The 20359-nt window shown below is 68.6% G+C and carries 21 protein-coding genes; 2 read left to right on the forward strand and 19 right to left on the reverse strand.

Annotation, left to right across the window (positions count from 1 at the left end; translation table 11 throughout):
• Positions 1 to 80: 80 nt before the first annotated feature.
• From dprA to ABD810_RS32150, 19 genes are all read right to left on the reverse strand, one after another.
• Positions 81 to 1376, reverse strand: coding sequence for a DNA-processing protein DprA (gene dprA / locus ABD810_RS32060; protein WP_344949320.1), 1296 nt, complete (start codon positions 1374 to 1376; stop codon positions 81 to 83).
• Complete coding sequence (locus tag ABD810_RS32065; RefSeq protein ID WP_344949323.1) at positions 1373 to 2917, reverse strand: YifB family Mg chelatase-like AAA ATPase; 1545 nt, start codon at positions 2915 to 2917, stop codon at positions 1373 to 1375. Before ABD810_RS32065 ends, dprA begins: the two co-directional genes overlap by 4 nt.
• Entirely contained in the window at positions 2918 to 3271 is a 354-nt protein-coding gene (locus tag ABD810_RS32070; RefSeq protein WP_344949325.1) for a YraN family protein, read from the reverse strand.
• 713 nt (positions 3272 to 3984) lie between these two features.
• Positions 3985 to 4146, reverse strand: coding sequence for a hypothetical protein (locus ABD810_RS32075; RefSeq protein WP_344949327.1), 162 nt, complete (start codon positions 4144 to 4146; stop codon positions 3985 to 3987).
• 318 nt (positions 4147 to 4464) lie between these two features.
• On the reverse strand, positions 4465 to 5226 hold the full coding sequence (locus ABD810_RS32080; RefSeq protein ID WP_344949329.1) for a MerR family transcriptional regulator: 762 nt from the start codon (positions 5224 to 5226) through the stop codon (positions 4465 to 4467).
• Positions 5227 to 5754: 528 nt separating this feature from the next.
• Positions 5755 to 6078, reverse strand: a complete 324-nt coding sequence (locus ABD810_RS32085) for a DUF2469 domain-containing protein (RefSeq protein ID WP_030511723.1) — start codon at positions 6076 to 6078, stop codon at positions 5755 to 5757.
• Positions 6079 to 6117: 39 nt separating this feature from the next.
• Positions 6118 to 6813 (reverse strand): ribonuclease HII, encoded by a 696-nt coding sequence (locus ABD810_RS32090; RefSeq protein WP_344949331.1) that lies wholly within the window; start codon positions 6811 to 6813, stop codon positions 6118 to 6120.
• A 129-nt stretch (positions 6814 to 6942) separates the two neighbouring features.
• Positions 6943 to 7701 carry a signal peptidase I gene (gene lepB, locus ABD810_RS32095; protein WP_344949333.1) on the reverse strand — a complete coding sequence of 253 codons (759 nt, stop codon included), beginning with the start codon at positions 7699 to 7701 and terminating at the stop codon, positions 6943 to 6945.
• Between the two features lie 171 nt (positions 7702 to 7872).
• The gene (gene lepB / locus ABD810_RS32100) at positions 7873 to 8757 is read right to left on the reverse strand and encodes a signal peptidase I (RefSeq protein ID WP_344949335.1); all 885 of its coding nucleotides are present in this window, start codon (positions 8755 to 8757) and stop codon (positions 7873 to 7875) included.
• A 144-nt stretch (positions 8758 to 8901) separates the two neighbouring features.
• Positions 8902 to 9267, reverse strand: a complete 366-nt coding sequence (rplS, locus tag ABD810_RS32105) for a 50S ribosomal protein L19 (RefSeq protein ID WP_344949337.1) — start codon at positions 9265 to 9267, stop codon at positions 8902 to 8904.
• 162 nt (positions 9268 to 9429) lie between these two features.
• On the reverse strand, positions 9430 to 10215 hold the full coding sequence (gene trmD, locus ABD810_RS32110) for a tRNA (guanosine(37)-N1)-methyltransferase TrmD (protein ID WP_344950088.1): 786 nt from the start codon (positions 10213 to 10215) through the stop codon (positions 9430 to 9432).
• A gap of 37 nt (positions 10216 to 10252) precedes the next feature.
• The gene (rimM, locus tag ABD810_RS32115) at positions 10253 to 10768 is read right to left on the reverse strand and encodes a ribosome maturation factor RimM (protein ID WP_344949340.1); all 516 of its coding nucleotides are present in this window, start codon (positions 10766 to 10768) and stop codon (positions 10253 to 10255) included.
• A 165-nt stretch (positions 10769 to 10933) separates the two neighbouring features.
• Positions 10934 to 11176: an RNA-binding protein gene (locus tag ABD810_RS32120; RefSeq protein WP_203991432.1), complete on the reverse strand. Its 243-nt coding sequence runs from the start codon at positions 11174 to 11176 to the stop codon at positions 10934 to 10936.
• A gap of 1 nt (position 11177) precedes the next feature.
• On the reverse strand, positions 11178 to 11645 hold the full coding sequence (rpsP, locus tag ABD810_RS32125) for a 30S ribosomal protein S16 (RefSeq protein ID WP_344949344.1): 468 nt from the start codon (positions 11643 to 11645) through the stop codon (positions 11178 to 11180).
• 209 nt (positions 11646 to 11854) lie between these two features.
• Entirely contained in the window at positions 11855 to 13414 is a 1560-nt protein-coding gene (gene ffh / locus ABD810_RS32130; RefSeq protein ID WP_344949347.1) for a signal recognition particle protein, read from the reverse strand.
• A gap of 124 nt (positions 13415 to 13538) precedes the next feature.
• Positions 13539 to 14099, reverse strand: a complete 561-nt coding sequence (locus ABD810_RS32135; protein ID WP_344949350.1) for a GTP-binding protein — start codon at positions 14097 to 14099, stop codon at positions 13539 to 13541.
• Positions 14100 to 14109: 10 nt separating this feature from the next.
• On the reverse strand, positions 14110 to 14493 hold the full coding sequence (locus tag ABD810_RS32140) for a DUF742 domain-containing protein (RefSeq protein WP_344949353.1): 384 nt from the start codon (positions 14491 to 14493) through the stop codon (positions 14110 to 14112).
• Positions 14494 to 14498: 5 nt separating this feature from the next.
• Positions 14499 to 14921: a roadblock/LC7 domain-containing protein gene (locus ABD810_RS32145; protein WP_248960559.1), complete on the reverse strand. Its 423-nt coding sequence runs from the start codon at positions 14919 to 14921 to the stop codon at positions 14499 to 14501.
• Positions 14918 to 17902 (reverse strand): sensor histidine kinase, encoded by a 2985-nt coding sequence (locus tag ABD810_RS32150; RefSeq protein WP_344949355.1) that lies wholly within the window; start codon positions 17900 to 17902, stop codon positions 14918 to 14920. Before ABD810_RS32150 ends, ABD810_RS32145 begins: the two co-directional genes overlap by 4 nt.
• Positions 17903 to 18589: 687 nt before the next feature.
• Between ABD810_RS32150 and ABD810_RS32155 the strand changes: the two genes are divergently transcribed.
• Complete coding sequence (locus tag ABD810_RS32155) at positions 18590 to 19579, forward strand: ABC transporter substrate-binding protein (protein WP_344949358.1); 990 nt, start codon at positions 18590 to 18592, stop codon at positions 19577 to 19579.
• Entirely contained in the window at positions 19576 to 20346 is a 771-nt protein-coding gene (locus ABD810_RS32160; protein ID WP_344949361.1) for an ABC transporter permease, read from the forward strand. The genes ABD810_RS32155 and ABD810_RS32160 overlap by 4 nt, the downstream gene beginning before the upstream one ends.
• The last annotated feature ends 13 nt before the right edge of the window (positions 20347 to 20359 follow it).

Raw genomic sequence — 20359 nt, forward strand, 5'->3', positions numbered from 1 at the left:
GTCCATCAGCCTCGACTTTTCTGTCCGCTGATCAGGAGTTTCTCGTGGCCGCTTACACACCCGTCACCCGCTGCGGCAGGCTACTTGCCTCGGCGGAGGCGCCAGCCGCGGTTTACCCGTTCGATGTATCCCGCTGCGGCGAGGGCTCCGAGGGAGCTCAGTGTGGTCATCAGATCGACGCCCGCCGCCACGGCGATCGTCGCGGGGCCGGCCCCGGTCCGTGCAGGCACGGCTTCCAGGACGCTCCGGGTCTCGTCGTCGAGCGCGTCCCGAGGCAGGACCGGTCCTCTGGGTTCCGGCGCGAGATCGTCACCCATCGCACCGACCAGCTCGACCACTTCCCGAACCGTGGTGACGCATACGGCTTCCGCCCGCCGGATCAGCCGGTGGCACCCTGCGGAGTTCTCGGATGTCACCGGTCCAGGCACAACCGCCAGGTGACGTCTGAGGGCAACGGCATGACCTGCGGTATTGAGCGCTCCGCTGCGCAGCGCGGCCTCCACCACAACGGTGCCACGCGCCAGCGCGGCGATCACACGGTTACGAACGAGAAAGCGCAGCCGGGTAGGCCGGACGCCGAGAGGGCATTCACTGACCACCACGCCCCGGGCCCGGATCGCGGCGAAGAGGTCCTGGTTGGCGGCGGGATAGGCGATGTCGGTGCCACATGCGAGCACCGCGACCGTTTGAGCGTGACCCGCGAGAGCCCCTCGATGAGCCGCCGCATCCACGCCGTACGCACCACCCGATATGACCGTCCAGCCGGCCTCGCTCAAGCCGACACCGAACTCAGCGGCGACGTGGATGCCATACGGGGTCGCCGCTCTGGACCCCACCACGGCCACGGAGCGCAGGCAGGAGAAGCGAAGATCGGCGTCCCCATGGACCCAGAGCCCCAGGGGACGTTCGGGTCCAAGATCGTCGAGCTGGGTGGGCCATTCGAGGTCACCGGGCACGATCAGGCGGGCGCCCAGTTGCTCTCCTTCGGTGAGATCCGCGACCGGATCCGCTGCCTGCAACCGTGCTCGCCACGCGTTAAGGATGCGATCGAGGTCGGGCGGGCGCTTCTTGTCGGCTGATAGCTCCTCGACGAAACCCGGGTCGAGGCTGCCCCGGCTCACCTGGCCGAGCGCATCTTCGGGGCCATACGCCGCGACAAGCCTGCCCATGACGCCGTCTCCGGCGTCCGCGACCCGCATCAACGTGACCCTGGCCCGTCGCGCGGCATCCCACCGAAGACCGCCCAAGACCACGCTCCTCTCCGAATCGCCCCCATATGCTTGGCCGGCTCCGCCGGTGACGTCGATGGGGTTGCTGGTCTGAGGGGTGACCACGTCGGCGATGGCGCTGTCGACGGAGGGCGGAGTGTTGTTCATTCGGCACCTAGCCATAGGCCGAGGGCGGTGTTGGTCTCCGTCACTTCGGGTGCGTCCTTGCCTATGAGATCGGCGAGTGTCCAGGAGACCCGTATGACGCGGTCGAGCCCGCGGGCGCTCAGCTCTCCTGTGTCCAGGCAGCGGTAGAGAGGGGACATCGCGGACGGACACAGCCGGAACTCGCCGTGCAGCACCGCGGTCGGGATCTCGGCGTTGCACCTCCACGGCCTGCCCACGAGACGTTTGAGCGTGCGCTCGCGTGCCAGGGACACGCGCTCGGCCACGACGGCGCTCGGCTCGATGAACTGCCGGTCCGACAGCAACTCACGCCGGGTGGAGCGGGCAAGCCGCACCTTGACGTCGATGCGGTCGACCAGCGGACCGGAAAGGCGAGCGAGATAGCGTCGCCGCTGGTGAGGCGTGCACTGGCACGGACTCTCTGGAGTGGACGGCTGCGCACAGGGGCAGGGGTTGGCGGCGAGGACGAGCATGAATCTGGCGGGGAAGGACACCGTGCCCGCCGCCCGCGCAACCGTGACCTGGCCCGACTCGAGCGGTTGCCGGAGAGAGTCGAGGACCCGGGCGGGGAACTCGGGTGCCTCGTCGAGAAACAGCACACCTCTGTGAGCGAGGGAGACCGCGCCCGGCCGGATCACCCCGCTTCCTCCGCCCACGATGGCCGCGATGGTCGCGGTGTGGTGTGGTGCCATGAACGGCGGGTGCGTCAGCAATGGACGCCCCGGAGGCAAGGTGCCGGCGACCGAGTGGATGGCCGTGACCTCGAGTGCCTGGTCGCGGTCGAGCGGTGGCAGCAGAGTGGGCAGCCGCTCGGCGAGCATGGTCTTCCCCGTGCCGGGCTGCCCCATCATCCACAGGTTGTGGCCACCCGCGGCGCACACTTCGAGAGCGCGGCGGGCCATGGCCTGACCTGCGACATCGGCCAGATCGGGCGGGGACCCCGCATGCCCGCCCGGCTCGGACGATGACGGCTCGGTCACCTCAGAGAGAGTGGGCATGTGGGCGTCGTCACCGCTTCGCAGCCACTCGACCAACTCGGCGAGCGTGAGAACGGGCACTACCGCCACGCCCGGGACCAGGCCGGCCTCGGCCGCGTTCGCCACGGGGACGACCACGGATCGGGCTCCGGCCTCCACCGCCGCCACCACGGCCGGGAGGACACCACGCACGGGTTTGACGGTGCCGTCGAGACCGAGCTCCCCGAGAAAGAAGGGTAGCGAGATCCGCTGCCTTGGGACCAGACCGGCCGCTCCGAGTAAGGCGATCGCGATGGCGAGATCGAACAGGCTTCCACGCTTGGGCAGGCTGGCGGGGAACAGGCTGACAGTGACCCGGGCGTCGGGCCAGGCGTACCGGCTGTTGATGATCGCGGAGCGGACGCGATCACGAGCCTCGCTCAGGGCCGTGTCGAGCATGCCGATCAGGTTGACTCCCGCGATGCCGTGGCCCACGTCGGCCTCGACCTCGACGACGTGACCACTCACTCCGACCAGGGCCACGCACCGCGTACGGGCGACGGCCATCTAGGACACCCCCCGGTCGTGCCGGATGGAGAACTCTCCGGCGAACCGCTCCAGCGCGACCACGTCGATGCGGATGGAGGTGAACCATTCGGACTGGCCACTGAGCCACTTGGCCGCCAGCGTGCGAAGCCTGGCGACCTTCGCCTGCGTCACGGCCTCGAACGCGGTGCCGTGGCTGCGCCCGGAGCGGGTCTTGACCTCCACCACCACGAGGACGGGCCCGTCACGAGCCAGAATGTCGATCTCGCCCTCGGAGCACCACCAGTTGCGCTCCAGGATCTGCAAACCTGCTGCACGCAGGTAGTCGACGGCGAGTTGCTCGCCGTGCTTTCCCAGCTCATGCGTTGCGGCCATGGGACCACCTCCGGTCCCGACCTTCACGCACGATGTCCACGCGCCATGAGCCAGAACAGCACTCTGTGGATAACCAGACGCGGGGGACCGGCCTGGGGACGCACCTGGCGGGCTGGCGCCCGGTGGTCAAAGCCGCCCATACCCGTCCAGCCAGCCGGTGTATGGAGATCGGGAGCGCTAGGAATGTGGCCCGTCACCCGATAAGCGGCATCGGTCCGTATGGCCGCAGGCTGTGGACAAGCGTGCAGGGGTCGCGGGCGGGCATCTAGGCCGTACGACAGAGCAGGGACCCGTGGAGGACACGGGCTGGAGCCGCCAACGTGCAGGCGGCGCCGGGGCAGAACGTTCTTGAACACCGCCCGCCAGGCTGAAGCTGCCGCCGTCCCCCGGGAAGCAAACGTCCCTGAACACCGCCCGCCAAGGTGAAGCCGCCGCCCTACCCGCGAACCAGAACCACCCTCAACACCACCCGCCAAGGTGAAGCCGCCGCCCTACCCGCGAACCAGAACCACCCTCAACACCACCCGCCAAGGTGAAGCCGCCGCCCTACCCGCGAACCACAACGACCCTCAACACCGCCCGCCAGGCTGAAGCCGCCGCCCTGCCTCGCGGACGCGCGGGGACGGCCGTAACTGAACACCACCAAGCTCGCCACGCTGACGGCGAAGGTCTCGCTCTTGGTCTAGCGCCTTGATCACTCAGGCGCCCGCGCCTCAGGCGGCGTTGCCGCCGTCGACGTTGATGGTGGCTCCGGTGATGTAGGCGCGGTCCGCAGCGTCGATCCGTACGGCGAGTGCGCTGCCACCCGCCTCCTGGATCGACTTCACTACCAGCTCGGCTAGGTCGGCCGAGGAGTTGTAGGTGATCGCGACCACGGCACCGGCTGCCGCCAGCCGAGGTGCTGCTCACCAACCGTGCCAGGCGTGGGGCCTCACCTGCTCGACCGTGCCGGACGTGACGCCTCGCCCGCTCGACCGCCGGACGTGGGGTCGCCTCCTGCTCGACGTCCCGGGCGTTGGGCCTCTCCTGCACGATCGTGCCGAGCGTGGAGACCTCGCCTGTCTGACCGTTCCGAGCGTGGACGCCTCGCCTGTACGGACCGTGTGATGGACCGTGCCGCTCCCTCGCAGTCGGCGTGGCGTGGGTGCGAGGGAGGCGCCGTGGCAAAGGTCTCTGGCTGGTGGTTTCGCTGGTCAGACGGCCTCTCGGGCCTGCTTCATGTAGGCCACCAAGCCCGTCATCTGCTCGGCCGGCCACGGCAGGCGCTGGCTGATCTGCGCGCTGTTCTCCTCCCACATCCTCTGGACGACGCTCTTGGTCTCCTCGCCGACGTGGAACATGTTCCCCACCGCATCCCAGCGCCGGACGAGGTCCTGAACCTGCGGATCTTCGACGGGCGTGCCGGCCCGCATGTGCTGAAGCCCTTCCTCGACGAGTCCGGCCCACTGGGTCTTGGCCGCCTCGATCGCTTCGGGACCGAGTTGGGCCCTGCGGTCGGCCAGTTGCTCTCGTTGCTCCGGCGTGAAATAGGTCTCGAACACCGAGATCATCTCCAAGGTCGTCATGAACTGGTCCGGATCGGGCATCGACGAGTCATCGATGCTGCTGAGCAGCCCGAGGATCTGGCTCTGGAGTTGTTCGATCCGCGCGGCGTGCTCCCCCAGCTTGCGCAGTTGGGTGGTGAGGAGATGGCGCATCGATACGAGGTCGTCCGCCGAGGTGGCGAGCACGCCTGAGATCTCCTCCAGGGACAGGCCGAGCGTGCGCAGGGCCCGTACGCGGTACAGCCTCCGGAGGTCGTGCTCGGTGTAGCGGCGGTGACCCGATGCGGTGCGCTCGCTCGCGGTCAGCAGGCCGATCTCGTCGTAGTGATGCAACGTACGCACGGTCACCCCACTGGCCTGCGCCAGTTCCCCGATGCTCCACCTATGTCCGATGTCGCCTGTCCCGATCACGCTGACCACGTTAGGACCTGACGTAGCGGGAGGTTCAAGAGCCCATTTCCCTGGATGTTTGGGCTTTGACGGGGGTAGAGGCCGGTACTGGTGTCTGACGCGTCATGATCTGGCCGCTGATCAGGGAGTGAGTTGAGCTGATCAGGGAGTGAGTTGATACGTGCGGCGCGGTTCTCACCGGGGCCGCCAGGCTCCCTTGGAAGGACTGCCCGAGCCGAAGGCGAAGACCGAGACCAAGGCGAGGACCGAGACCAAGGCGAGGACCGAGATAAGGCGAGGACCGAGATAAGGCGAGGACCGAGACCAAGGCGGCCCGCCGCACTTACCCCACAAGCTCTACAAGTGCGGTGTCCACTCGGTTCACAGGGCCGGGCGCCGTATGGGCGGCACCGGCCTCGCCTTACCACGCCTCGCCGTACCGGCGCCGGAGCAGGTTCCGGCGGCCTGAGCCGAGAATGCGCGCGGGGGTGGGGTTAGCCGCGTGGTGGCGGGAGTTAGCCGCGGGAGTTAGTCGCGCGGTGGCGGGAGTTAGCTGGAGAAGCCTTCCTTGGGCATTTCCAGGTCGGGTTTGGCGAGCTCTTCCACGTTGACGTCCTTGAACGTGACAACTCGGACGTTCTTGACGAACCTCGCAGGGCGGTACATGTCCCACACCCACGCGTCCTGCATCTTGACGTCGAAGAAGACATCGCCGTTCTCGGCCGTTCGCACGTCGAGATCGACGGAGTTGGTCAGATAGAAGCGCCGCTCGGTCTCGACGACATAGGTGAACAGGCCGACCACATCGCGGTACTCCCGGTAGAGCTGCAACTCCATCTCGGTCTCGTATTTCTCGAGATCCTCTGCGCTCATCCCGGTCCTCCACTTCCCTTCTTGCCCCGGCGCGGCCAATCAGGCGACACCGGCCCCCACTCCATTCTCGCCTATCTCCGGGCCCGCTCCTGACCGCATCACCGAGTTCACTGTCACAAAGGAGAACCGATGATGCGGACTGGGCCCATGAGACGCGAGTGCTCGCCGATGGGCGGCCGTGACGTACCCCTTGTGCTCGGCGAAGCCGTACTGGGGATACTGGTCGTCCAACGAGGTCATCATGCGGTCCCTGGTCACCTTGGCGACGATGGACGCCGCCGCCATACATGCCGAGACCTGGTCACCCTTCCACACGGCCAGCGAAGGCGCGGGCAGACCGGGCACCGGGAACCCGTCGATCAGAACGTACCCGAGATCGCACCCGAGACCGGCGACGGCCCGCCGCATCCCTGAGATGTTGCATTTCTGCAGGCCACGGGTGTCGATCTCCTCCGGTGGGATCACCACCACGCTCACCGCTCGAGCGGTCGCGTGGATGCGCTCGTACAGCACCTCACGACGGCTCGCGGTCAGCAGCTTGGAGTCGGCCAGGCCCTCTATCTCGGTGCGCAGGACGACGGCCGCGACCACCAGGGGACCGGCGCAGGCTCCCCGGCCCGCCTCGTCCACTCCGGCGACCGGGGACAGGCCACGGCGCGCGAGCGCTCGCTCGTACCCGTAGAGTCCCGAATCGCGCCGTACGATGCTCGGGCGCGGGCGGAAAAGAACCGTCATGAGGCAGGCGGCTCGGCGCCCCGCCGCGAGGGAACGGATCCACGGGAGAGTCGAGCCCTCTGGCCGATCAACGGCGATGCGAGCGCGACCATGGGCCCAGCCTACGCCCCAATCGAGCGGAGGGATACGCTATCGCACCTTTGAGAAGGTCTCCGGAACCGGCAGAGTGCCGACGCGCGACAGCGGCCAATAGAGGGCGAACGCCCGTCCGATCACGTCATCGGTGGAGATCGTGCCCTGGAACCTGTTGTCCATGAAGGCGCGGGAGTCCTCGGAGGCCGCGCGGTGGTCGCCCATCAGCCACAGCCGCCCCTTCGGCACGGTGACGTCGAACTTGTGCTGGGAGGGGAAGTCGTCCGGGTGGAGGTAGGCCTCCTCGTCGATCGGCACGCCGTTGACCGTGACCCGCTTCTTGGCGTCGCAGCACTTCACATGGTCACCGCCGATGCCGATGACTCGCTTGATCGTGGTGGTGTCGTCCCAGCCCTTGAATACCACGACCTCGCCGCGCCCGAGATCGCCGGTGAGCCGGTTCACGATCACCCTGTCGTTGATCAGCAGGGTTCTCTCCATGGACTCGGACGGGATGTAGAAGGAGTCGAGCACGAACAGGTGCACCAGCACCACGGCGACCACTCCGGTCGAGACCAGGAGGATCGACTCCCACCACGCGGACTTCTTCCCCTTGCCGGACGGACCGGCCGGATCGGCCGGATCGGCCGGATCGGCGGCACCGTCCGCACCGGACGGACTCGCAGCGGGGCCGGCACCGGGTGCGGAGTCCGGGTCCACGGTCTCCCGGTCGCCGGTGGCTTCCGGACCCTTGAGGGCCGGCGCCTCGGCGGCGTCCAGGTCTCTGGGTTCCGGCTTGTCCTCTGTGACGCTCATCGGAATGTCGGGGCGTCCCTGGCAGGTGCCCGGGGGAGATAGGCCCCTGTCTCCTTCGTCTTTCGGGGGCGGCTGTCGACGGCCGGCCTGCCGCGAGCCGACGGCCGGACCGATATCAGGGGATCTCACGGACACGCTGAGAGGCGCCAGGAGCACGGCCGGCGGCCGGGGTCAGGAGGTGGGACTACCACCCGGTCTGGAGCGCAGGCGGCGGCGCAGGGCCATCAGGGGAAACGCTCCGGCGAAGCCGAGCAGCAGCGGCGAGGCCGCCTCGCCGACCGTGGCGATGCTCTTCAGCGTGGCCTGGTTGAAGGTGTCCGGGATCGACAGCGTCGTCGCCCGGGAGAACGGCCACACGACGACGAAGGCCCGGCCGACGACCTTGTCCTTGGGAATCGCGCCCCCACCGGGGTCACCCTGGTGCGAACGGGAGTCGAGAGAGACGGAGCGGTGGTCGCCCATCACCCACAGGCGGTCCTTCTCGACCTTGATCTCGAAGAACTTCTGGGAGGGCTGGTCGTCGGGGTAGAGGTAGTCCTTCTCGTCGAGGGGCACGCCGTTCACGGTGACACGCCCCTTGGCGTCACAGCACTTCACCGTGTCGCCGGGCACGCCGATGACGCGCTTGATGTAGTCCTTCTCGCCGGGGACCACGCCGAAGGCCGTGCCGACCCAGCGGAAGAAGCCCGCCACGGGATTGGACGGCTCGGGGACCTCTACCTCGCTGGCCCAGGAGTCGACACCGGAGAACACCACGATGTCGCCGCGCTCGATGTCACGCGTGTGGTAGACGAGCTTGTTGACCAGCACCCTGTCGTTGACCAGCAGGGTGTTCTCCATGGACTCCGACGGGATGTAGAACGCCTGGATCACGAAGCTCTTGATGATGAGCGCCAAGACCAGGGCGACCACCACCAAGACAGGTAGCTCGCGCCAGAAGGAGCCTTTCTTTTCCTTGCCGTCCTTGGTTGTCGGCTTGGTGTCTTCCGCGACCACGTCTACCTCGTCCTCGACGGGGCGGCGCGGCCCGCCGGCCCCCTGGCCATCGCTAGTCATCGCTGTCGAGCCTAAATGATGCTTGCTCTACGGCGGGTCGCCGACTCGGCATCGCTTCCAAAGAAAGTCGGCGACCTGGCCGGCCATCACGTTCCAGCGAAATGGCCCGCATCCCTGACGGGTGCGGGCCACCGTGGTGCGGGCCTACTTGCCGGTGGGCAGAGCGTCGCGCTTCTCGCGGATGCGGGCCGCCTTGCCGCGCAGGTCACGCATGTAGTACAGCTTCGCCCTGCGGACGTCACCGCGGGTCACGACCTCGATCTTCTCGATGACCGGGCTGTGCACCGGGAACGTGCGCTCGACGCCGACGCCGTAGCTCACCTTGCGGACGGTGAACGTCTCACGGGCGCCGCCGCCCTGGCGGCGCAGCACGAATCCCTTGAAGACCTGGATACGGGACCGGTTGCCTTCAACGACGCGGACATGGACCTCGAGCGTGTCGCCCGGGCGAAAGCTCGGGACGTCACTGCGAACGGAGGCCTTCTCAAGCTCCTGGATCAGCGTGTGCATGACAGCGGTTCCTCATTTGAAGCGAGCACTCGGAGGTCCGCCCGGCCATGCCTGGGGCACGGCGACGAGGAAGACACGAGCACTGGGCTGAATACGTCTCGGATGCCGGGCCAGTCTGCCCGGGCCGGCCGCGCCAATCGCAGGGCAATTGGCAGCAGCGATTCAGTTTGCCATATCTTCTGGCCCGAAGCGAAACGAAGCCTCGCCGAGGACCTCACGATCACGCTTGTCAAGGCCCTCGGGGCCGAGTCGCGCGACCAGCTCGGGCCTCTTGGCGAGCGTACGTCGCAGCGCCTCGTCGCGGCGCCAGCGGGCGATGGCCCCATGGTTGCCGGAGAGCAGGATCGGTGGCACCTGGTGGCCGCGCCACACGGGCGGCTTGGTGTACACGGGGCCTTCCAGCAGGCCGGCCATGGCCCCGGGGGCGAACGAGTCGTCGGTCACCGAGCCGGCGTTGCCGAGGACCCCGGGCAGCAGGCGGGCGACGGCCTCGACGATGACCAGCACCGCCGCCTCTCCCCCGGCCAGCACGTAGTCGCCGATGCTGACCTCGTCGACGCGCAGGCGGGACTCGTACTCGGCCATGACGCGGGCGTCGATGCCCTCGTAGCGGGCGGGCGCGAAGAGTAGCCACGGCTCCTTGGCGTACTCCAGGGCCACTTCCTGGGTGAACGGCCGCCCGCTCGGCGTCGGCACGATCAGCCGCGGCGGGGGGCCGCCGGAGCCGGCGACGGCGTCGATGGCCTCGCTCCACGGCTCGGGCTTCATCACCATGCCGGGCCCGCCCCCGTACGGCGTGTCGTCCACCGTGCGGTGCACGTCGTGGGTCCAGTCGCGGAGCTGGTGCAGGCGGATGTCGAGCAGGCCCTTGTGCCGCGCCTTGCCGATCAGCGAGACGTCGAGCGGGGCGAAGTACTCGGGGAAGATCGAGATGATGTCGACGCGCATGCTCACCGCCGGCACGCTCCTGCCTGTCGCTCCATGATCAGGCCTCTTCCTCCGGGTCGAGCAGGCCGGGCGGGGCGTCCACGACGACGCGCCCGCCGGCCAGGTCGACCTCGGGCACCAGTGCCTTCACGAACGGGACGAGGACCTCGTCGTTCTCCCGCCGGATGACCAGGAGATCCTGGCCGTGGTGGAGGACGTCGACGATCTCGCCGACGGCGCGGTCATCGGTCGTCACGACGGACAGCCCGATGAGCTGGTGGTCGTGGAACTCGTCGGGATCGGCGGGCGGGGGGACGTCGCCGGAGTCGATCACGAGCATGGTGTCGCGGAGCGCCTCGGCGTCCTCGCGGCTGCCGACGCCTTCGAAGCGCAGCAGCAGGATGGTCTTGTGCCAGCGCATGCCCTCGACCAGGAGCGGGCCCGCGCCCGCCGGGTCGGTGTCGAGCGAGGTGCCGGGGGCGAAGCGCAGGTCCGGATCGTCGGTGCGTACTTCGACCGTCACCTCGCCACGGATGCCGTGGGGGCGGCCGATGCGGCCGACGACTAGCTGCACGTCGCTGCTCCTTCGAAGAGTTGGATGCCCACGTCCGCAGACGCCGGGCCACCCTGCCGATGTGGGCGAACCCGGCTCCGCGGACGTGCTGGCCCGCGAACCGCGACAGGGGACCGCCCGTCGCCGGGGGTCCCCTGTCCAGAGGTTGCGGCCTCTGTGGTCTCGCTACCGGGCTTCGTTCAGGTCGAGCAGGTCGACCCGTACGTACTTGCCGTCGGCGAGGGCGTTCATGACGGTGCGAAGCGCCTTCGCCGTGCGGCCACCGCGGCCGATGACCTTACCGAGGTCCTCGGGATGGACCCGAACCTCGAGGACGCGCCCGCTGCGGATGCGGCGGGCACGAACCAGAACGTCGTCGGGATGCTCGACGATGCCCTTGACCAGATGCTCGAGGGCTTCCTCAAGCACCTCAGGCCTCGCCTTCCGGCTTCTCCTCCACGGCGACCGGCTCGGCCGGGGTCGCGGGGGTCTCGTCAGCCTTCACGGTCTTGCGGGGCTTGCGCTGCGTGGTGGCGTTGCTGCTGCCGGTGTCACCGGACAGCGACTCCTTGGCGGCGGCCTCGTAGATCGCGTGACGGTCGGGCTTGGGCTCGGCGACCAGAAGCGCCGGCGGAGCCGGCTCGCCCTTGAACTTCTGCCAGTCACCGGTCAGCTTGAACAGCTTCATGACCGGGTCGGTCGGCTGCGCGCCGACACCCAGCCAGTACTGCGCCCGCTCGGAGTTCACCTGGATGAACGACGGGTTCTCCTTGGGGTGGTAGAGGCCGATCTCTTCGATCGCACGGCCGTCACGCTTGGTGCGGCTGTCGGCTACCACGATGCGGTACTGCGGGTTGCGGATCATGCCGAGCCGCTTGAGCTTGATCTTGACTGCCACGGGTGTGGTCTCTCCTGGACTTTCGAGCGTGGGTGAGCGGGCGTCTCGCCGAGTGGGGCACGACGGGATGACCGCCCAAGGGACAAGCGTGACTCGCGGGGGTGAGAGGGCACCCACGGTCACGGTGTTCCAACATGTCATTCTGCCAGACGATCCGGCATCTGTCCGAATCGGCGCCCGATCGGCGCCTCATCGAGCCGCGATGACGGCTACTTCTGGCCGGGCAGCCGGAGCTTGGAGGGGTCGAAACCCGGCGGGAGCTCGAAGCCGGGAGGAAGCTGCCCGCCCAGCCCGCCGAGACCGCCGAGACCCGGAGGAAGCTGCGGCGCGTCGGACCCGTCGCCGGCCGCTCCCGCCTTGCCGAGCGCGGCCTTCCGGGGGTCGCCGCTGACCCTGCGGCCCTTCTTGGACTTCTTCTGCGCGGCCTTGCCGCCCTTGCGGCCTCCGGGCATCCCGGGGATGCCCATGCCGCCCGCCACCTGCTTCATCATCTTCTGCGCGTCGAAGAAGCGGACGACGAGGTTGTTGACCTCGGTCACGGTGACGCCGGAGCCGCGCGCGATGCGAGCACGCCGGGAGCCGTTGATGATCTTCGGTTCCTGGCGCTCGCCCGGGGTCATCGAGCGGATGATCGCCGCGACCCGGTCGAGGTCGCGCTCGTCGACCTGGTTGAGCTGCTCGCGCATCTGCCCCATGCCCGGCATCATCCCAAGCAGGTTCTTGAGCGGGCCCATCTTGCGGACCATCATCATCTGCTCGAGGAAGTCGTCGAGGGTGAAGCCTTCGCCCGAGGTGAGCTTGCCCGCCATCTTGGCGGCGTCCGCCTCGTCGAACGTGCGCTGGGCCTGCTCGATCAGGGTGAGGATGTCACCCATGTCGAGGATGCGGGACGCCATGCGGTCGGGGTGGAAGGCGTCGAAGTCCTCGAGCTTCTCACCCGTGGAGGCGAACATGATCGGGCGGCCGGTGATGTGGCGCACCGAGAGCGCGGCGCCGCCGCGGGCGTCGCCGTCGAGCTTGGTGAGGACGACGCCGTCGAAGCCGACGCCCTCCATGAACGCCTGGGCGGTCGTGACGGCGTCCTGGCCGATCATGGCGTCGACGACGAAGAGGACCTCGTCGGGGCTGACGGCGTCGCGGATGTCCGCGGCCTGGCGCATCAGCTCCTGGTCGATGCCGAGGCGCCCGGCGGTGTCGATGATCACGATGTCGTGCTGCTGGCGCTTGGCGTGGTCGATGGAGCCACGGGCGACCGCGACCGGGTCGCCGACGCCGTTGCCCGCCTCGGGGGCGTACACCGCGACCTGGGCCCGCTGCCCGACCACCTGGAGCTGCTGGACCGCGTTGGGCCGCTGCAGGTCGGCGGCGACCAGGACCGGGGCGTGGCCCTGCTCGCGCAGCCAGCGGGCGAGCTTGCCGGCCAGCGTGGTCTTTCCTGCGCCCTGGAGACCGGCGAGCATGATGACCGTCGGCGGGTTCTTGGCGAACCTCAGCCGGCGGGTCTCTCCGCCCAGGATCTGCACCAGCTCGTCATTGACGATCTTGACGACCTGCTGGGCGGGGTTGAGCGCCTGGGAGACCTCCGCGCCCCGGGCGCGCTCCTTGACATGGGACACGAAGTCCTTGACGACCGGGAGCGCGACGTCCGCCTCGAGAAGGGCGATGCGGATCTCTCGGCAGGTCGCGTCGATGTCGGCGTCGGACAGCCTCCCCTTCGACTTGAGGGAGGAGAAGACCGATGTCAGCCGGTCGGAAAGCGTCTCGAACACGTGATTGGCCAGCCTCTGCGCTACGGGTCGTCCGGGGATTACGTCTGCGACTCGACCTCCCAGCCTATCCGCTCCACGGGCCGGACACGCGTTTCGAGCGGCGGGCGGGGAGGTCCGGTCGCCGCTAGCCCCTCCAGCCCGGTACCGAGACCCGCATCGTCAGAGCGTGCTCGACCAGGGCGATCAGCGTGCTCTTCACCGAGTCCCGCTGCCGCGCGTCGGTCCGTACGATCGGGATGTGCGGGCCCAGGGTGAGGGCGTCGCGCACCTCTTCGTCCTGGTGCGGGTGCAGCCCGTCCCAGCCGTTGAGCCCGATGACGAACGGCAGCTTCGCCTCCTCGAAGTAGTCGACCGCCGGGAAGCTGTCGGCGAGCCGGCGGGTGTCCACCAGCACGACGGCTCCGATGGCGCCGCGGACGAGGTCGTCCCACATGAACCAGAACCGGTGCTGCCCGGGGGTGCCGAACAGGTAGAGGATCAGCTCGCTGTCCAGGGAGACCCGGCCGAAGTCCATCGCCACCGTCGTGGTGGTCTTTCTTGGAATCAGGCCCAGGTCATCGATGCCGGCGCTGGCGTCGGTCATGACCGCTTCGGTGGTGAGGGGGACGATCTCCGAGACCGCGCCCACAAAGGTCGTCTTGCCGACGCCGAACCCGCCCGCGACGACGATCTTCGTCGACGTCAACCCGCCACGGCTAGAGCCTGCGAAGTCCACTGAGAACCCTTTCGAGCAAGTTGAGATCCGGCTTCCCGGCGTCGAGCTGCGGCTGGTGCAGCTGGACCAGGCCTTCGGCGGCCATATCCGAGATGAGCACCCGGGCCACGCCGAGCGGCACCCGCAGCAGCGCGGAGATCTCGGCGACGGAACGTACCTGACGGCAGAGGGAGTTGATCGCCTGGTACTCCGGAATCAAGCCAGAAATATCTTGATATGCCGGAATAGTGGAATGGACCAGCGTCTCCATGGCCAGATGCGTCCGTGGCGCCGAGCGTCCTCCGGTGACCGTGAAGGGCCGGACCGGGGACGACGGCTCCTGCTGGTAGCGCCGTAATCCGTCCTCCCAGCCCGGACCGCCCATGGAGGTCACCGCGGTGACGACGCCTGAAGTTCGGCGCGCACGGCCGGGGTCAACACCTGACCGGCGCGCTCGACCATCAGCGTCATCTGGTACGCCACCAGACCCATGTCACAGTCGGGAGCGGCCAGCACCGCGAGGCACGAACCATCGCTGATCGACATGATCAGCAACAGGCCCCGCTGCATCTCCACCACGGTCTGGGTGACCGCTCCACCCTCGAAGACCCGGGAGGCCCCCTGCGTCAGGCTGATCAAACCCGCGGCCACCGCGGCCAGCTGGTCCGCCCGGTCCTTGGGAAAGCCCTCCGAGTAGGCCAGTGGCAGCCCGTCCGAGGAGACCACCACGGTGTGCGCCACCCCCGGCACTCCTCGGACGAAGTCAGTGATCAACCAGTTGACCCCGCGGGCGGCTTGGCTCAGCTCTCTCACTTGTCCTCCTTGTCGCCCTGAATGCGCCGCAGCTCGGCGTTGTACGCCACCTCGTCCTCGCTCAGCTCACCACGGGCGACCGCACGGCCTTGCCGGATGCCCTGCTGGAAGCTCGACAGGCGGCTGCGCGCCCGGTCAGGTGAGAGCGCCGGCATGACCGGCAGCGGTGTGGCCGCGGTCTCTGGCGTTCCGGCCGTTCCCGGCACGAGGTTCGCCTTGGGCACGCGCTTGGGCAGGCCCGCGGAGGTGGTCCCGTCGCGCACCGGCTCCTGGACGACCGCGGCCGCCTGCCATCCGGCGTCGGCGGGGATCTCCTGCCATCCGGTGGAGGCCTTCTCCTTGTCCTGTTCGGCGTCGACGCGCCGGAACCAGGCCGACTCGACGGATGCGAAGATCGGCAGGAACTCCTCCTCCTGCTCCATGGGAGAGCTGCGCACGGCTGGGAGGGGGCCGGTGACGGCGTCCAGGTCCTGGCTCTCGTAGCGGCGCGGGCGCAGGCGGACCGGCAGGTCGCCACCCTGTCCACCGGGGCCGGTCGGAGGCCCGCCCGGCCTCCCTGCGGGACCGGTGAAGAGGCTCGGACCGGTCGGCGGGCCGCCGTAGCCGCCCCCGCCTGTGGGTGGACCGCCGTACCCGGGCGAGCCCGTGGGCGGGCCGCTGTAGCCCGGACCGGTGGGCGGGCCGCCGTAGCCACCCGCAGCCGCCGCCGGAGCGCTGAAGGCATCCGAGGCCGGGCCGCCGAACCCTCCCGAACCGGTGGGCGGGCCGCCGTAGCCGCCCGCGCCGGTGGCGGGACCGCCGTAGCCGCCGCCGGTCGGCGGTCCGCCGTAGCCGCCGCCCGGACCCGTGGGGGGTCCGCCGAAACCGCCGGAGCCCGGACCGTAGTAACCGCCGGAACCCGTGACCGGGCCGCCGTAGCCGCCGCCGGTCGGCGGGCCGCCGTACGACCCCTGGCCGGGGCCGCCGAGCCCGCCGCCGGTGGTCGGGCCCATGGGTCCACCGTTGGTGGCGCCGAACGCGCCGGGCTCGGTGAACGAGCCGAAGGCGCCGGGGCCGGTCTGGAAGTCGAGGGTGCCGTTGGCCTGCGTGTTCGATGCGAACAGGCTCTGGCCCGCGGGTTGCGGCGCGCCCGACCATGCGGGTGCCCCCGCACCGGCGTACGACTGCCCGCCCGGAGCGGCGCCGGCGCCGACAGGATGCGCGGGCATGCCCATGAGCGACTCCGGCAGCAGGACCATCGCGGTCAGCCCGCCGGTGTCGTGCCGCCGAAGCTGCACGCGGATGCCGTTTCGCAGGGCGAGCCGGCCGACCACGAACAGGCCCATTCGCCGGGACACCGAGACGTCGACGACCGGCGGGTTGGCGAGCCGCCAGTTGGTCTGGGCGAGCTCCTCGTCGGTCATGCCGATGCCGGCGTCGGTGATGGAGATCATCACGCCGCCGCCGTCGATGCGGTTGCCCGACACCGTGACCCGCGTCTCGCGGGGCGAGAAGGAGATCGCGTTCTCCACGAGCTCGGCCAGCAGGTGGATGACGTCGTTGACGGCCTGGCCGACGATGGAGACACCACTGGGGACCTGCATGGCCACCCGCTCGTAGTTCTCCACCTCCGACAGTGACGCCCGGGTGACGTCCAGCAGCGGGACGGGTTGGCTCCACCGGCGCGCGGGCTCCTGCCCGGCGAGGACAAGGAGGTTCTCACTGTTGCGGCGCATGCGGGTGGCGAGGTGGTCCAGCCGGAAGAGGTCTCCCAGCCGCCCGTCGTCCTGCTCGCCCTGCTCCAGACCGTCGATCAGGGTGATCTGCCGCTCCACCAGCGTCTGCGTACGACGGGAGAGGTTCACGAACATGGCGCTGACGTTGCTTCGCAGCTGCGCCTCGTCGCTCGCCAGGCGGATGGCCTCGCGGTGGACCTCGTCGAAGGCCCGCGCCACTTCCCCGACCTCGTCGGTGGATCCCACGCCGATCGGCTGCACGTCCGGTGGACCGGTATTGCCCTCCGACTCGCGCAGCTTCTGCACCATCTCGGGCAACCGCCGGCCCGCGATCTCCAGCGCCTCACGGCGAAGCTGGCGCAGCGGGCTCACCAGGGACCGGGCCATGACGGTGGTGATGACCAGGACGAGGATCAGCAGCAGCGCCACGACGCCGATGTTGACCGCGGCCTGGCTCTGGTCGGCACGGGCCAGTTCGTCGGCGCGGTCGACGATGGAACGGCCCAGCGCCCGCTGGGCGGCCTGCATGCGGGTAAGGCCGTCGCTGGACGAGGTGAACCAGTAGTCCACGTCGTTGGGGCCGCCGCCCAGGTTCCTCAGCGTGGCGCCTTCGCTGCTCAGGGAGAGGACGCGCTCGACAAGACCGGCGGCGATGTCGATCTTCGGGCCGCTGACGGTGTCGGAGTACGCCTGGCGTTCGGCGGGCGTCGCCCTGAAGAGGAACGAGTTCAGCTCGCTCCTCTGCTGGGACCTGGCGGTGTTGAACGAGGCCAGCCCGCTCTGGTCGAACTTCCCGGAGCTCAGGGCCACGGCCAGGAGGCCTCGCTGCCTGGACGACTGCTCGGAGGCCCTGGCCAGTGACGCCAGCGCCGCGGCGCTCGCGTCCAGGGCTTCGTCCGTGCTGCCTCGTGCCGTCTCGTCGAACACGGCCAGCAGGTCGTCGATGACCAGGTCGTACTTCTGCAGGGCCGGAACGGCCGGGAGCTGTGAGTTGCCGACGACGGTCTCCCGCAGCGTGCGCAGCTCGGACAGGCGGTCCAGGACGCGGTTGAACTCCTGGCGGCCGATGTCTCCGAGAGCGGGCCGGATCGTCTCCTCGCGGTCGCGCACCCGCTGGGCGGCGGAGTCGGTGGCGTTCTGCTGGTCGCTGATGAGCAGCTTCAGCTGGTTCCCGCGACGGCCGTTGGCGACGAACCGTCCGGAGAGGTCCCGTTCGAGGTCGAGCTGGTAGACCAGGTCTCCCAGGGTCGTGACGAACTCCGCCACTGTCCGTACACGTTCATATTCGGTTGCGCTCTGAATAGAGCTCGCCACTCGGAAGCCGCCGAGCAGCACGGCCACCGTGGTGGGCACCAGGATGAGCGCGATGAGACGGGTACGTACCCGCCAGTTACGCAGCGCCTTCGACCGTGTGGATCTGTGGCCCGGGCCGGTGGGTGCACCCGGGTCCGAAGGCGGCGGTTCGGCTGCGTCCGGCTTGGTACGGCGACCGCTCTCGATTGTTGCTGTCCTCACTGGTCGCAACCTCTCGCCAGCTGGTCTGCGTTTGGGGGGAAGGCCACATGTTTGTGTGACACATGGCAAGTCAGGGGGCAATTGGAGCATAAGCCTACGAGGTCGACCAATAGCTGTGGGTATTTAGAACGGTCCAATCGATTATTAGGGGCCGCTGAATCGGTTTCAGTTGGGGCGTACGAGATCACGGTGACAGGTGGGCACCACGCAGGGTCACCATCCCGGCCAGAGCGCTGTTGTCGCGTTCCAAACGGTTATAAAACACATACGGTCGAAAATGGTAATAAAGCGGACTTTTTTACGAGTTTCATGACATAGACCGCTTATCCGTGTAAGCCCCGATCTTCCTCCGCTAGGCTTCACGCTCGCCATGCCACCATGCCCTCCCCAGGGGTTGGCAGGCCCTCTTCCCCCCACAACTAAAAAAGGACCACCTCAATGAGAAGCCTTAGGGGTCGTACCTTCATCGTCGGCGCCGTGGCCAGCTTGGCACTCACGGCATGTGGAGGCTCGAACACCACTTCGACGTCGTCCACGGGCGGCGGCAGCGGACTCGAAAAGACGGAGATCTCGGTCGCGGTCTCCGCCATCGCCGACCACTCGGCAATCTACATCGCCCAGGAGCGCGGGTTCTTCAAGGAGGAAGGGCTGACGGTCAAGCCGGAGATCACTCCGAGCACCATCGCCACCCTTCCGAAGCTGCTCAACGGCAGCCTGGACATCGCCGCCATCGCCTACTTCGGCGTCATCCACGCCCAGGAGGAGAAGACCGGCGACTTCCGCGTCGTCGCCGACGCCTACCAGGCCAAGGAGAACATCTTCGAGATCGTCGTGCCGAAGGACTCCAAGATCCAGGATGTGAAGGGCCTCGAGGGCAAGCGCGTCTCCATCGCCTCCCTCGGAAGCATCGGCCAGCTGGCCGTCGGCGCGTCCCTCAAGACCGCCGGGCTCGACCCGAACAAGAGCGTCAACTGGGTCCCCCTCCCCTTCCCCGCCGCACCGGCCGCGCTCCAGTCCGGCAGCATCGACGCGGCCTGGCTGACCGAGCCCTTCCTCACCAACGTGCAGAAGGAGAGCGGCGCCCGGGTGATCGCCGACACGATGACCGGTTCGATGGCCGACTTCCCGATCGCCGGCTGGGTGGGCACCGCGGAGTGGGCCAAGAAGTACCCGAAGACCATGGCGGCCTTCCAGCGCGCCATCCTGAAGGGCCAGCAGATCGCCTCCTCTGACCGCAAAGCGGTGGAGAAGGTGCTGCCGAACTACACCCAGATCAAGCCCGACGTGGCCGCCGTCATGAACCTCGGGACCTTCCCGACCTCGTTGAGCGCGGCGCGGATCCAGCGGGTGGCGGACCTGATGCTGGAATACGGCTTCCTCAAGGGCAAGTTCGACGTGGCTCCGCTCCTGGTCCCGCTCCCTCAATGATCAATCCTCGAGTGGTCCGCGGCGTCGTGGGCGCCGCGGGCCTTCTGGCCGTCGCGGAAGCGTTGGGACGGAGCGGCCTGGTCGATCCCGTCCTGCTGCCGCCGATCTCCACTGTGCTGGCGGCCGCGTTCCAGCTCGTCGTGAACCCCGAGTTCCTCGCCGACATAAGCGGGACGCTCACCGTGTGGGGAGGCGGGCTGCTCGTCGCCGTACTGATCGCCGCCCCCCTCGGAGTGCTGCTCGGCACCCTGCCCGCGGCCGAGCTGGCCGTGCGGCCCCTAATCGAGTTCCTGCGCCCCATCCCCTCGGTCGTCCTGATTCCGCTGGTCACGTTGCTCATGCCGTGGGACCACGGGATCAAGGGCACGGTCGTGGTCTACGCGGCGGTGTGGCCCGTGCTGATCAACACGATGTACGGGCTCCGAGACGTCGATCCCGTGGCCAAGGACACCCTGCGGAGCTTCGGGTTCGGAGAGCTCGCCATATTGCGCCGGGTCTCGCTGCCCAGCGCGGCGCCCTTCGTCTTCACCGGTGTCCGCGTGGCCACCGCGATCGCCCTCATCGTCACCATCAGCGCCGAACTGCTCGCCGGGGGCGCGGACGGCATCGGCGCCTTCATGATCCGCGCACAGTCGGGCCTTCGCACAGACATCATGCTCGCCGCCACGGTGTGGACGGGGATCCTCGGCTTCGCCGCCAACGCCGTGCTGGTACGCGCGCATCGCTGGGCCTTCCGGTGGCACGTGACAAAGGCCGGAGGCGCATGATGACGGTTACGAC

It is taken from the genome of Sphaerisporangium flaviroseum (assembly GCF_039537005.1).
In the GTDB taxonomy this organism is placed as follows: Bacteria; Actinomycetota; Actinomycetes; order Streptosporangiales; family Streptosporangiaceae; genus Sphaerisporangium; species Sphaerisporangium flaviroseum.

Excerpts from the sequence above, each read along its gene's own strand:
- dprA (WP_344949320.1), bottom strand. The coding sequence starts at position 1,376 with ATGAACAACACTCCGCCCTCCGTCGACAGCGCCATCGCCGACGTGGTC.
- ABD810_RS32065 (WP_344949323.1), bottom strand. The coding sequence starts at position 2,917 with ATGGCCGTCGCCCGTACGCGGTGCGTGGCCCTGGTCGGAGTGAGTGGT.
- ABD810_RS32070 (WP_344949325.1), bottom strand. The coding sequence starts at position 3,271 with ATGGCCGCAACGCATGAGCTGGGAAAGCACGGCGAGCAACTCGCCGTC.
- ABD810_RS32085 (WP_030511723.1), bottom strand. The coding sequence starts at position 6,078 with ATGAGCGCAGAGGATCTCGAGAAATACGAGACCGAGATGGAGTTGCAG.
- ABD810_RS32090 (WP_344949331.1), bottom strand. The coding sequence starts at position 6,813 with ATGACGGTTCTTTTCCGCCCGCGCCCGAGCATCGTACGGCGCGATTCG.
- lepB (WP_344949333.1), bottom strand. The coding sequence starts at position 7,701 with ATGAGCGTCACAGAGGACAAGCCGGAACCCAGAGACCTGGACGCCGCC.
- lepB (WP_344949335.1), bottom strand. The coding sequence starts at position 8,757 with ATGACTAGCGATGGCCAGGGGGCCGGCGGGCCGCGCCGCCCCGTCGAG.
- rplS (WP_344949337.1), bottom strand. The coding sequence starts at position 9,267 with ATGCACACGCTGATCCAGGAGCTTGAGAAGGCCTCCGTTCGCAGTGAC.
- trmD (WP_344950088.1), bottom strand. The coding sequence starts at position 10,215 with ATGCGCGTCGACATCATCTCGATCTTCCCCGAGTACTTCGCCCCGCTC.
- ABD810_RS32140 (WP_344949353.1), bottom strand. The coding sequence starts at position 14,493 with ATGGGCGGTCCGGGCTGGGAGGACGGATTACGGCGCTACCAGCAGGAG.
- ABD810_RS32155 (WP_344949358.1), top strand. The coding sequence starts at position 18,590 with ATGAGAAGCCTTAGGGGTCGTACCTTCATCGTCGGCGCCGTGGCCAGC.
- ABD810_RS32160 (WP_344949361.1), top strand. The coding sequence starts at position 19,576 with ATGATCAATCCTCGAGTGGTCCGCGGCGTCGTGGGCGCCGCGGGCCTT.